The 11,064-nt window shown below is 69.6% G+C and carries 12 protein-coding genes, 6 tRNA genes and 1 pseudogene; 11 read left to right on the top strand and 8 right to left on the bottom strand.

Features of this window, described 5'->3' with window-relative positions:
- Window positions 1-153: 153 nt before the first annotated feature.
- The 5 genes from N4P33_RS26755 to N4P33_RS26775 form a co-directional block, all read right to left on the bottom strand.
- Window positions 154-225 (bottom strand) — tRNA-Val (locus tag N4P33_RS26755).
- A 43-nt stretch (window positions 226-268) separates the two neighbouring features.
- Window positions 269-340: transfer RNA gene (locus tag N4P33_RS26760), tRNA-Val, on the bottom strand.
- Between the two features lie 24 nt (window positions 341-364).
- Window positions 365-436 (bottom strand) — tRNA-Val (locus N4P33_RS26765).
- 1 nt (window position 437) lies between these two features.
- A tRNA-Cys gene (locus tag N4P33_RS26770) sits at window positions 438-511 on the bottom strand.
- A gap of 39 nt (window positions 512-550) precedes the next feature.
- Window positions 551-623 (bottom strand) — tRNA-Gly (locus N4P33_RS26775).
- Between the two features lie 132 nt (window positions 624-755).
- Between N4P33_RS26775 and N4P33_RS26780 the strand changes: the two genes are divergently transcribed.
- Genes N4P33_RS26780 through N4P33_RS26790 form a run of 3 tightly spaced genes read left to right on the top strand, consistent with a single transcriptional unit; the run spans window position 756 to window position 3,500 of the window.
- Window positions 756-1,808: a chorismate-binding protein gene (locus N4P33_RS26780; RefSeq protein WP_260829355.1), complete on the top strand. Its 1,053-nt coding sequence runs from the start codon at window positions 756-758 to the stop codon at window positions 1,806-1,808.
- Window positions 1,805-2,626 carry an aminotransferase class IV gene (locus N4P33_RS26785; RefSeq protein ID WP_260829356.1) on the top strand — a complete coding sequence of 274 codons (822 nt, stop codon included), beginning with the start codon at window positions 1,805-1,807 and terminating at the stop codon, window positions 2,624-2,626. The genes N4P33_RS26780 and N4P33_RS26785 overlap by 4 nt, the downstream gene beginning before the upstream one ends.
- 49 nt (window positions 2,627-2,675) lie before the next feature.
- The gene (locus tag N4P33_RS26790; protein WP_260829357.1) at window positions 2,676-3,500 is read left to right on the top strand and encodes a GNAT family N-acetyltransferase; all 825 of its coding nucleotides are present in this window, start codon (window positions 2,676-2,678) and stop codon (window positions 3,498-3,500) included.
- A 15-nt stretch (window positions 3,501-3,515) separates the two neighbouring features.
- On the opposite strand, the gene N4P33_RS26795 is transcribed toward N4P33_RS26790, so the two are convergent.
- Window positions 3,516-4,034 carry a DsbA family protein gene (locus tag N4P33_RS26795; protein WP_260829358.1) on the bottom strand — a complete coding sequence of 173 codons (519 nt, stop codon included), beginning with the start codon at window positions 4,032-4,034 and terminating at the stop codon, window positions 3,516-3,518.
- A 221-nt stretch (window positions 4,035-4,255) separates the two neighbouring features.
- Between N4P33_RS26795 and N4P33_RS26800 the strand changes: the two genes are divergently transcribed.
- Together N4P33_RS26800 and N4P33_RS26805 are read left to right on the top strand one after the other, a co-directional pair.
- Window positions 4,256-4,693, top strand: a complete 438-nt coding sequence (locus N4P33_RS26800; RefSeq protein WP_260829359.1) for a hypothetical protein — start codon at window positions 4,256-4,258, stop codon at window positions 4,691-4,693.
- A 169-nt stretch (window positions 4,694-4,862) separates the two neighbouring features.
- On the top strand, window positions 4,863-5,015 hold the full coding sequence (locus N4P33_RS26805) for a hypothetical protein (protein ID WP_167990614.1): 153 nt from the start codon (window positions 4,863-4,865) through the stop codon (window positions 5,013-5,015).
- A gap of 83 nt (window positions 5,016-5,098) precedes the next feature.
- Here the strand turns inward: N4P33_RS26805 and N4P33_RS26810 are convergent, their stop codons facing one another.
- Together N4P33_RS26810 and N4P33_RS26815 are read right to left on the bottom strand one after the other, a co-directional pair.
- Complete coding sequence (locus tag N4P33_RS26810; RefSeq protein ID WP_260829360.1) at window positions 5,099-5,659, bottom strand: CGNR zinc finger domain-containing protein; 561 nt, start codon at window positions 5,657-5,659, stop codon at window positions 5,099-5,101.
- A gap of 293 nt (window positions 5,660-5,952) precedes the next feature.
- Window positions 5,953-6,366 (bottom strand): SsgA family sporulation/cell division regulator, encoded by a 414-nt coding sequence (locus N4P33_RS26815; RefSeq protein ID WP_167990618.1) that lies wholly within the window; start codon window positions 6,364-6,366, stop codon window positions 5,953-5,955.
- A 191-nt stretch (window positions 6,367-6,557) separates the two neighbouring features.
- Here N4P33_RS26815 and N4P33_RS26820 point away from each other — a divergent pair, with 191 nt between their 5' ends.
- The 6 genes and pseudogenes from N4P33_RS26820 to N4P33_RS26845 form a co-directional block, all read left to right on the top strand.
- Entirely contained in the window at window positions 6,558-7,025 is a 468-nt protein-coding gene (locus N4P33_RS26820) for a TIGR02611 family protein (protein ID WP_260829362.1), read from the top strand.
- Between the two features lie 79 nt (window positions 7,026-7,104).
- Window positions 7,105-7,176 (top strand) — tRNA-Val (locus N4P33_RS26825).
- A 402-nt stretch (window positions 7,177-7,578) separates the two neighbouring features.
- Window positions 7,579-8,871, top strand: a complete 1,293-nt coding sequence (locus N4P33_RS26830; protein WP_260829363.1) for an ABC transporter substrate-binding protein — start codon at window positions 7,579-7,581, stop codon at window positions 8,869-8,871.
- Window positions 8,872-8,885: 14 nt separating this feature from the next.
- Window positions 8,886-9,842, top strand: coding sequence for a carbohydrate ABC transporter permease (locus N4P33_RS26835; RefSeq protein WP_260829364.1), 957 nt, complete (start codon window positions 8,886-8,888; stop codon window positions 9,840-9,842).
- The gene (locus tag N4P33_RS26840) at window positions 9,839-10,714 is read left to right on the top strand and encodes a carbohydrate ABC transporter permease (RefSeq protein ID WP_260829365.1); all 876 of its coding nucleotides are present in this window, start codon (window positions 9,839-9,841) and stop codon (window positions 10,712-10,714) included. The genes N4P33_RS26835 and N4P33_RS26840 overlap by 4 nt, the downstream gene beginning before the upstream one ends.
- 10 nt (window positions 10,715-10,724) lie before the next feature.
- Window positions 10,725-11,064, top strand: a pseudogene (locus tag N4P33_RS26845) (hypothetical protein); the annotation flags it as partial.

Consider the following 11,064-nt stretch of genomic DNA (forward strand, 5'->3'; position numbering starts at 1 on the left):
CTACCCCGCGGCTCCGGGGGCCCCCGCGTGGGGCGCCCCGCACCACGGCCACCACGGCCACCGCCGGCACAAGAGCTTCGGACACATGCTGTTCTCGTCCTGACAACGACCGAACCCCCGGCCGCTACGACGGCCGGGGGTTCCGGTGTGACGTGGACGATACTGGGATTGAACCAGTGACCTCTTCCGTGTCAGGGAAGCGCTCTCCCGCTGAGCTAATCGTCCTCGGGACCACGATCACTCAGGGGAGCCGATCATGGGCACTGCGTGCGCGATACTGGGATTGAACCAGTGACCTCTTCCGTGTCAGGGAAGCGCTCTCCCGCTGAGCTAATCGCGCGGGTCGGATCTTCGAGAGATCCAGTGGACGATACTGGGATTGAACCAGTGACCTCTTCCGTGTCAGGGAAGCGCTCTCCCGCTGAGCTAATCGTCCTTGGAGGTGGAGACGGGATTTGAACCCGTGTAGACGGCTTTGCAGGCCGTTGCCTCGCCTCTCGGCCACTCCACCAGGAGTGTAGGGGATCGGGTGGATCCCCTTGTTCCTGCGAGCGGACGACGAGGCTCGAACTCGCGACCTCAACCTTGGCAAGGTTGCGCTCTACCAACTGAGCTACGTCCGCCTGTCGTTTCGGTCGGCTTGCGCGTCCCGGCGACGAGTTGAACTCTAGCGGATTCCGGGGCCAGTACAAAAACGCGTTTGTGCAGCGTGCTGCCCTGCGTCGCCGCGACAGCGCCCGCCATAGACTCGTGGCGTGCTCGACCTGCCACCTCTCGCCCGTTTCGGCAACCGCGTCGCCACCGGCCTGCTCGACGTCACCGACGACCCCGCGGCCCTGGACTCCCGCGGTTTCTGGGCCGTCTGCGCGGACTTCGAGGGCCGTCTGACCTGCGCGCGCTTCCGTGACGTGATCGAGCGGCCGGTGCCCGCGCCGGTGCCGGGTGCCTGGCGGGGACCGGCGGTCGGTGACTGGACGTCGTCGCTGGATCGCTCCGGGTACACCGGCGGCGTGCGGAGGATCCGCGCGTACATAGCGGGCGGTGAGGTGTACCAGGCGAATCTGTGCCGGGTGCTGTCCGCGCCCGTCGCGGACGGCGCCGACGTGGACGCCCTGACCGCGCTGCTCGCGCGCGGCAACCCGGCGCCGTATGCAGGAACGATCCGCCTGCCGGGGCACGGGGTGGAGATCGCCACCGCCTCGCCGGAGCTGTTCCTGCGCCGCGACGGGCGGATCGTGGAGTCCGGGCCGATCAAGGGCACCGGGCGCACCGAGGCGGACCTCCTGGAGAAGGACTACGCCGAGAACGTGATGATCGTGGACCTGGTGCGCAACGACATCGGACGGGTCTGCGCCACCGGCAGCGTCACCGTGCCCGACCTGTGCGCCGTCGAGAAGCACCCCGGGCTCGTGCACCTGGTGTCGACGGTACGGGGAGAGCTCGGCGAAGGCGCGGGGTGGCCCGAGCTGCTCGACGCCGCCTTCCCGCCCGGCTCCGTCACCGGCGCGCCCAAGTCGAGCGCCCTGCGGATCATCCGCGAGCTGGAGACGGCACCGCGCGGGCCGTACTGCGGGGGCATCGGCTGGGTCGACGCCGACCGGGGCCTCGGCGAGCTCGCGGTGGGTATCCGTACCTTCTGGATCGACCGGGACGCGGACGGCGGCGCCGTGCTGCGGTTCGGCACCGGCGCCGGGATCACCTGGGGGTCCGACCCCGAGGGGGAGTGGCGGGAGACCGAACTGAAGGCGTCCCGGCTGCTCGCGGTAGCGTCGGGCACGTACGAGGTGAGTGAAGGGATCCAAGAGTGAAGATCTGGCTCGACGGCGGGCTGCAGGACATCGAGTCCGCCCGCGTCTCCGTCTTCGACCACGGACTGACCGTGGGCGACGGCATCTTCGAGACGGTCAAGGCCACGGACGGCCGGCCGTTCGCCCTCACCCGGCATCTCGACCGGCTCACCCGCTCCGCCCGCGGCCTCGGACTGCCCGACCCGGACCTCGACGAGGTCCGCCGCGCCTGCGCCGCCGTGCTGGAGGCCAACCCCATGCCGCTCGGCCGGCTGCGCATCACCTACACCGGCGGACACGGACCGCTGGGCTCGGACCGCGGCGAGCACGGGCCGACGCTGGTCGTCGCTCTCGGCGAGACCAGCCGCCGCCCCGACTCCACGGCCGTCATCACCGTGCCCTGGACGCGCAACGAGCGCGGCGCCCTGACCGGCCTGAAGACCACCTCGTACGCCGAGAACGTCGTCGCGCTCGCCCGCGCCCGCGAACAGGGCGCCTCCGAGGCGCTGTTCGCCAACACGGTCGGACAGCTCTGCGAGGGCACCGGGTCCAATGTGTTCGTCGTCGTCGACGGCGAGATCCACACCCCGCCGCTCGCTTCCGGCTGCCTCGCGGGCATCACCCGCGCCCTCGCCGTCGAGTGGACCGGCGCCAAGGAGACCGACCTGCCGCTGGACGTCCTCCTGCGGGCCGAGGAGGTCTTCCTCACCTCCACCCTGCGGGACGTCCAGGCCGTGCACCGCGTCGACGAGCGCGAACTGCCCGGCGCCCCCGGCCCGGTGACGGCGAAGGCCATGCGGATCTTCGACGAGCGCTCGGCGGCCGATCTCGACCCGTGAACCCGATAATCGGCTGATCGCGGGCGTGGCAGCGGGTAGAACTCCCGTGATGACCACGACCCTGCGGCCGGCCGAGCCGCTTCAGCAGCACCCCGACGGCACGCGCTCGCGCCGCTATCAGGTGTGCGTCAACAGCCGCCCCGTCGGCACGATCCGCCTGGGCACGCATCCCGTCTTCGGGGACACCGTCGCCCGGATCATGAGCCTGCGCATCGAGGAACCGGACCGCCGGCGCGGCCGGGGCACGGTGGCCGCGCTCGCCGCCGAGGAGGTCGTCCGCGGCTGGGGCTGCCGCCGTATCGAGATGACGGTCCCCGCCGACGCGGGCCCGGCCCTGCGGCTCGCCACGGCGCTCGGCTACGTCGTCCGCAACCGCGGCATGGAGAAGACACTCGGCGACACCCCGCCCGCCCTGCCGGAGGGCAGCCGGGGCCGGGCGATGACCGAGGACGAGTTCCGGCCCTGGCTGGCCAAGGAGAAGGAGGACTACGCGCGCGAGTGGATCGCGCGAGGGGTGCCGGAGGCCGAGGCACGGGCCAAGTCGGAGCGGGACCACGCCTCGCTGCTGCCCGAGGGGCGCGCCACGGAGGGGATGCTCTTCAGTGTCCTCGAACACGAGGGCACCGCCGTGGGGGTCCTGTGGCTCGCGGTGCGCGAGGAACAGGCCTTCGTCTTCGACGTCGAGACCGACCCCGCCCACCGCGGCCGCGGGCACGGACGCTCCCTGATGCTGCTCGCCGAGGCCCAGGCCGTCGCCGCCGGCAGACGCACGATCGGCCTCAACGTCTTCGCGGGCAACGTCCCGGCCGAGCGGCTCTACGAGTCACTCGGCTACGAGACGACGCGGTACGCGATGTACAAGCCCCTGCTGTAGGGGCGGGGCGGTCGGTCAGCCCTGTTCGGCCAGCAGGCGGTCCGCGATCTGCTCGATGCGCTCCCGCAGCCCCTCCTGGCTCTTGCCGCCGTCCAGACGCTCCCCGCCGATGACATACGTCGGGGTGCCGGTCACCCCGATCGCCTTGCCCTCGGCCTGGTCCGCGTCCACGATCAGGATGTGCCGCCCGTCGATCAGCGCGGTGTCGAACTCCTCGGCGTCCAGACCGAGTTCCCGCGCGACCTCGACCAGGAAGGGTTCGCCCTTACGGTCCAGCTCCTCGACCCGCGCCAGCACGGCCTCGACATACGCCCAGCCCTGCCCCTGCTCCAGCGCCTCCTCGGCGGCCTGGGCGGCGGCGAAGGCGTGCTTGTGCTTCTCCAGGGGGAAGTGGCGCAGCCGCATCTCGAGCCGATCGCCGTAGCGGGCGCGCAGGGCGCGCAGGTCGTCGAGGGCGCTGCGGCAGTCCGGACACTGCAACTCGCACCACACATCGAGGACGGGTGCGGTGAAGGCGGGGGAGGGGTCAGTCATGGCCCCAGTCTCCCAGTCCCGTACGACCGTCACCCAACCGGACCTGGCACGATCCCGTGGGGCGCGTCCGGTCCGGGGCGTACGTCCGCACCGGCACCTGCGGAGGAGGCGACCCGGAGATCTCCCTGATGTCGGGCCGGAGCATGGCCGCGCGGGGGCCGGCAGGTGCAGGATGGAAGGGACGAAGCGCCCACTGTGACCGACCCTGCCTGGAGGACCGGATGCTTGCCGAGACCGTCTGCTCCGCCGTCTCCGCGGCGGGCCTGGGCATCGCGGCGGTCACCGCCTACCGCAAACGCTTCCTGGCCGCCGCCCGTATCGCCGCCTATGCGCTCATCCCGATCGGCCTGGTCATGACCGGTGTCGTCGAGTGGCTGGCGGACACCGCGTTCAGCCCGACGGCCTGGGCGGGCTTCGGAGTGCTGGGGCTGTCCTGGGTGATCTTCATGACCACGCGCGCGGTGGAGCGCCGGCGCGGCGGCACGCGCAAGGAGCGCAAGGCGGCCCGGGCGGCGGCTCAGCCCGATGCGGTGGCTCCGGCGGCTTCGGCGCCCTCCCTCGCCCCCGGCACCCGCCCCGCGGCCCGGCCCAAGGCCGCGTCCGGAGGAGACGACGACTTCAGCGACATCGAGGCCATCCTCAAGAAGCACGGCATATGACCGCCTGACCATCCTGAGCACCGCCGAGCGACTGAAACGTCACAGGGGATCGCCGAACGTCCGGAAGCGATCACAACCCGACCTCCGGGTCACGGAATCGGCGAGGCGCCGTTCACTCCGAGAGTGTTGATCGCCCCGAGGGCGCCCGATGCGTCATCATCGCGGCGAGATGCTGGACACGACACACAGCGATGCCGCGCCGCCCCAGGACGAGCCGCGCGGATGCCTCTTCGCCCTATCCCAGCCACCGCTGATGATCTTCCTTGCGGTGATCGGGTGTCTGCTGCTCACGGCTGCCCTGCACGACCTGCTGTGGCTGTGAGCCGTACCCGCGGTACCCGGCGTCACCCGTCGGGACCGCGTCGGCAGGACACGGAGCGGGCCGCGCGCAGCGGGCGGCCGGGATCAGCCCGCCGCCTCCTTGCGCCGGGCCCGGTAGGCGGCGACATGCAGGCGGTTGCCGCAGGTGCGGCTGTCGCAGTAGCGGCGGGAGCGGTTGCGGGAGAGATCGACGAACGCGTGCCGGCAGTCCGGGGCCTCGCAGCGGCGCAGCCGCTCCTGCTCCCCGGCCACGACGAAGAACGCCAGCGCCATCCCGCAGTCGGCGGCCAGATGGTCGGCGACCGAGGCGCCTGGCGCGAAGTAGTGCACATGCCAGTCGTAGCCGTCGTGGTCCGTGAGCCGGGGGGTCGTGCCGGCCGCGGCGATCAGCTCGTTGATCAGCCCGGCGGCGGTGCGGGCGTCCGGAGCGGCGAAGACCGCGGCGAACCGCGACCGGATCCTGCGCACCGCCGACAGGTCGAACTCGGTGAGGACACCGACCTCGCTGACCTCGTGGTCCTGCACGAAACGCTCGAGCGCTGCGACATCCGGCAGTCCGTCCGGCGCCGACTCGTCCTCCGGCGCGGTGTTCACCAGATCCACCACGGTGTCCAGCGCACACCGGGTGTCGTGGGTGATCAGCACGATTCGCTCCCTGGCCTGGGTGTCGGGCGGGCGCCCGCCGATGCTGGCCGATGGTAGTGGCTGCGACAAGCACCGCACCGCCCCCGCCCCGCACATGGCTTCGAATACAACGCCGGAACCGGCCCCGTCGTTCCCCGGCCGTCTGCGCTCACCCTCTGTCACCGATCGTGAACAACACAGCGGCGCCGGGCGCGGAATTCCGCGGCGCCGGCGCCGGTGTGTGCCGTATGCGGCTGTTCGGGCCCGAGCCGTCTCCCCGAGTCGACGGCGCCGGGCGGCTTCGCGAGCCTCGCCTAGCTCTCCGCCAGGATGTGCGAGAGCTCCTGATCGAGATCGAAGTGCCGGTGTTCCGTGCCGGGGGGCACGGCGGCGTCGGTGCGCTTCAGGAAGGACTCCAGGGCCCGCGCCGGGGCCTCGAGCAGGGCCTCACCCTCCGGAGAGCTCAGGGCGATGCAGACGACGCTCTGACCATGACTGCGCGACGGCCAGACGCGGACGTCGCCGGTGCCGGTGGGGCGGTGAAGTCCCTCGGCGAGGAGGTCGCGGGCGAACACCCACTCGACGGTCTCCTCGGCTCCGGTGTGGAAGGTGGCGTGCACGGCGTAGGGGTCGGCCGTGTCGTACCGCAGGCCTGCGGGGACAGGCAGGGAGGACTCGCTCGACACAACGAGGCGCAGGTGCAGCTCGCAGCTGACCGTGGTGTTCATAAGCGCCAGGGCCTTTCGCTCAGTGTGCGCTCGGGGATTCGCACGTCGGCGAAATCGACATGCCACCTACGGTGCCGTTGTAAACCCCTCTGAGTGTTTTGCGTGCGTTTATGTAACTCTTCCGGCCGAGAGATCGTTCGGGCGGTGCGCCCATTCCGGTGACGTGTTTCGCTCCGGTAGTGTTTGGCCGTATGAACACGGGGAGTAACAAGCACGGTGAGGCGGCCGTGGCCGCCGACCGGGCGGACCGATCGGGGACGGACGAGACGGTGGACGAGCGTGAGCGGGCGCTCGGCTCGCGCGCGCCGGAGTTCATCAAGGCGCGCCGTGCCCTGCATCTGAGCTGGCAGGTCGGCGTCTTCATCGTCGGTCTCGCGGTCGTGGGGGCCGGCATCGTCATGCTGCCGCTGCCCGGGCCCGGCTGGGTGGTGATCTTCGGCGGCATGGCGATCTGGGCGACCGAGTTCGTCTGGGCCCAGCTGGTGCTGCGCTGGACCAAGCGCAAGGTCACCGAGGCGGCGCAGCGCGCCCTCGATCCCAAGGTGCGGCGCCGGAACATCATCCTGACCTCGGTCGGACTGGTCATCGTGGCCGTGCTGGCCGGGATCTACCTGTACAAGTTCGGTCTCGTCATGCCTTGGAAGATCAAGGATCAGTGAACCGCCGCGGGGGCCGGGCCGGCCGGCCCCCGCTGGTCACGGGCACCCCCTGACATGGGGTAATGTTCTTCCTGCGTCCGGGCGATTAGCTCAGTGGGAGAGCGCTTCGTTCACACCGAAGAGGTCACTGGTTCGAACCCAGTATCGCCCACCGGATCACAGCGGCCCGGCTCACGATTCGTGAGCCGGGCCGCTGTGTCGTGTCCCGGGCTCTCCGTACTCGCCGTGTGCCCTGGCGGCCGGTCGGCAGCACCCGTGTGACCGAGGGCGCGTTCCGCTTCCGGGGGTCTTCACCCAACCGTGACCTTCCGTCTGCGGTGGCGACGCGGGCCCCGCTCCGTTCGGCCCGCCGACCGGACCTGTCGTGAGCTGGGCGTTTCCCCGCGTCTCCGTCGCCGCGTCTCCGTGCCCGCACCCCCGCCACCGCACTCGCGTCCGCCATCAATTCCTGTCCGAATCATTGACGTGCCCGGGGGCCCTCCGTACCTTGTGCCAGCAAGCGCTTACTTGAAACGATTCACGAAGCGGGACGCGAGCGTCGCGGGAGGCTCATATGCAGCGCAGGAAGAATGTGGAGAGGCGGACGATCCTCAAAGCGGCGGGGGCCTCGCTGGCCGTCGCGGGACTGGGGACCACGGCCACCGCGTGCGGGGGCGGCACCGGATCCGGAAACGGGACGGTCACACTCCGTTACGCGTGGTGGGGTGGCGAGCCGCGTGCCATCGCCATCAAGAAGACCATCGCGCTCTTCGAGAAGAAGTACCCGAAGATCAAGATCAAGCCGGAATTCACCGACTACGCGGCCTTCTGGGAGAAGTTCCAGACCCAGGCCTCCGGCGGGAATCCGCCGGACGTTTTCCAGAATGCGGTCGGCTTCCTGCGCAAGTACGACAAGCGCGGTGTTCTGCTGGACCTCAAGACCCAGGCGGACGCCGGGAATCTGAGCCTGGAGAGCTTCCGCAACGGAGTCCTGGCGAACGGTCAGGTCGACGGCAAGCAGATCGCCATACCCGTCGGCGCCAACACCATGGCCCTCGTCATCGACCTCAAGGCCTTCAAGAAGGCAGGCGTCGAGCCGAAGATGGGCTGGACCTGGGACGAGTACTTCGACGCGCTGCAGACCATCCAGGACAAGCTGAAGATCGCCGGTGACACCGGCTACTTCGGCATCATGTACCTCTACGACCTGTATCTGCGTCAGAACGGCAAGGCCTTCTTCACGGACACCGGACTCGGTTTCACCGAGGACGATCTGACGCAGTGGTGGGAGGACGGCTACAAGCGCGTGCGGTCCGGCCTCGTCACCGACCCCAAGAAGATCGAACAGGTCGCGCCCAAGTCCGGACTGTCGGCCGGCCTCGCCGCCTCCGAGTTCACCTGGGACAACTTCTCCATCCGCTACGAGGGCGAGGGCGAGTCGGACTACGGGCTCGCGCCGATCCCCACCACGAACGGCAAGGACACCGGCCAGTACCTCGGTTCGCTGATGCTGAGCGCCTTCTCCGGGACCAAGCACCCCAAGGAGGCCGCCCAGTTCATCGACTTCATGGTGCACGACCCCGAGGTCGGCAAGATCATGGGCTACGACCGCGGCATCCTCGCGACCGACGAACAGTACGAGGCCTTCACGCCGACCGACGCCACCAACAAGGGCGTCAAGGCGTACGAGGAAGAGGTCGCCGCGGCCGGTGTGCTCGGCAAGATCACCCCGCACCCGTCCGGCGCCGACGTCGTCGAGACGGCGTTCCTGCGCATCGGCGGTGAGGTCGCCCAGGGCAAGACCAAGCCGGCCGACGCCGCCAAGGCACTGTTCAGCGAGGCCAAGGCCGCGTTCGCCGCCGGCTGAGGGGACGTACCACCATGACGCTCGTCAAGGAAGCGCCCGCGCGCCCGGCAGGGAAGCGGCCCGCCGCACCCGTCGCCGGGCGGCGTGGGCGGCGCCGCGAGAATCTCGCCGGCTACCTCTTCATGTCTCCGTGGATCGCGGGATTCCTGCTGCTCACGGCGGGGCCGATGATCGCGTCGCTGTACTACGCGTTCACCAGCTACAACCTGTTCACGCCGCCGAAGTGGGTGGGGCTGGACAACTTCACGACGATGTTCCAGGACCCCCGCTGGCAGAAGTCGGTCGAGGTCACCCTCAAGTACGTCGTCGTGGCGACCCCGCTGAAGCTGCTGCTCGCGCTCGGTGTCGCACTGCTGCTCGCGCAGAAGCGGCGCGGACAGGGCTTGTACCGGGCCGCGTTCTACATGCCCTCGCTGATCGGCGCCAGCGTCTCCGTCGGCTTCGTCTGGCGGGCGCTGTTCTCGGACGACGCGATCGTGGACCGTACGCAGAAGATCTTCGGTCTCGACGTGGGCGGCTGGATCGGCAACCCGGACTACATCATCTATGCCCTCGTCGCCCTGAGCGTCTGGCAGTTCGGCGCGCCCATGGTCATCTTCCTGGCCGGGCTCAAGCAGGTCCCGCAGGAGCTGTACGAGGCCGCCGAGGTGGACGGGGCCGGACCGCTCAGGCGGTTCTGGAACATCACGCTGCCGATGATCTCCCCGGTGCTGTTCTTCAACGTGCTGCTGGAGTCCATCCACGCGTTCCAGGTGTTCGGCTCCGCCTACGTCGTGTCCAACACGTCCTGCGGGCCCGCCGACGCCACGCTCGTCTACACCTGTTACCTCTACCAGAAGGGCTTCAAGGAGGCCCAGATGGGCTTTGCCTCCGCGATGGCCTGGACGCTGGTGGTCGCGGTGGCGCTGGTCACGGCGGTCCTGTTCTGGTCGCAGAAGAAGTGGGTGCACTACGAGGAGGCCGCCAAGTGACCACCGCCACCACTCCCGTCGTGCGCACCGAGGGCGAGCGGAAGCGCTCCGGATCCATCGCCTGGCACCTGGGCGCGCTCGTCGTGCTCGCCGTTGTCCTGTACCCCGTGATCTGGGTGGTCGGCGCCTCGTTCAAGCCGAGCAAGGACATCATCGCCAGCCTGGACCTGCTGCCCACCGAGCCGGTCTGGGAGAACTTCTCCGGGCTCGCCGACGGCATCTCCGGCATCGCCATCAGCAGCTTCTTCTGGAACTCGCTGATGTACGCCGTCCTCGCCGTGATCGGCGTCGTGCTGTCCAGCTCGCTGACCGCGTACGCCTTCGCCAAGATCAGGTTCGCGGGGCGGAACCTGATGTTCACGCTGATGATCGGCACCCTGCTGCTGCCGTACCACGTGCTGCTCATCCCGCAGTACGTGCTCTTCCGCAACCTGGAGCTCACCGACACCCTGGTGCCGCTCGTCGCGGGCAAGTTCCTCGCCACGGAAGCGTTCTTCGTGTTCCTGATGGTGCAGTTCATGCGCGGGCTGCCCAAGGAGCTCGACGAGGCCGCCAAGCTCGACGGCTGCGGGCACTTGCGCACCTACTGGTCGATCGTGCTGCCGCTGAGCCGGCCCGCGCTCATCACCAGCGCGATCTTCACCTTCATCAACGCGTGGAACGACTTCATGGGGCCGTTGATCTACCTCAACTCCCCGGAGAACTACACGGTCTCACTCGGCCTGATGATGTTCCGCGACCAGGAGGGCGTCTCCAACTACGGCAGCATGATCGCGATGTCGCTGGTGGCACTGGTGCCGGTCATCGCCTTCTTCATGGCCTTCCAGCGCTACCTCATCGACGGTATGGCGACCTCCGGACTGAAGGGCTGAGGCGGTCACCATGGCCGAAGCACGCGTGAAAGCCCGCACCTCGCGCAGGGAGTCCGTGTTCGGCGAGCGCTTCTCGGTCTTCACCGAGTGCCTGCTCACCGGCGTATGGATCACCGTGGCCTCGCTCGGCGTGGTCACCTACCCCGCCGCCTTCGCCGCCGGCGCACGGCATCTGCGGCGCCGCACGGCGCACGAGGGCGGGGGCCTGCGGGAGTTCGCCGCGGACTTCCGTTCGGCTCTGCGCCACGGGTGGGTCGTCGGGCTCGCCGGGTGGGCGGTGGCCTGCGCGGTCTGGGTGGACGTCCTGGCCGCGCGGGCCGGGCTCCCCGGCGGGCCGCTGGTCGGGGCGG

Origin of the sequence: Streptomyces sp. 15-116A (assembly GCF_025290915.1) — a bacterium.
GTDB lineage: Bacteria > Actinomycetota > Actinomycetes > Streptomycetales > Streptomycetaceae > Streptomyces.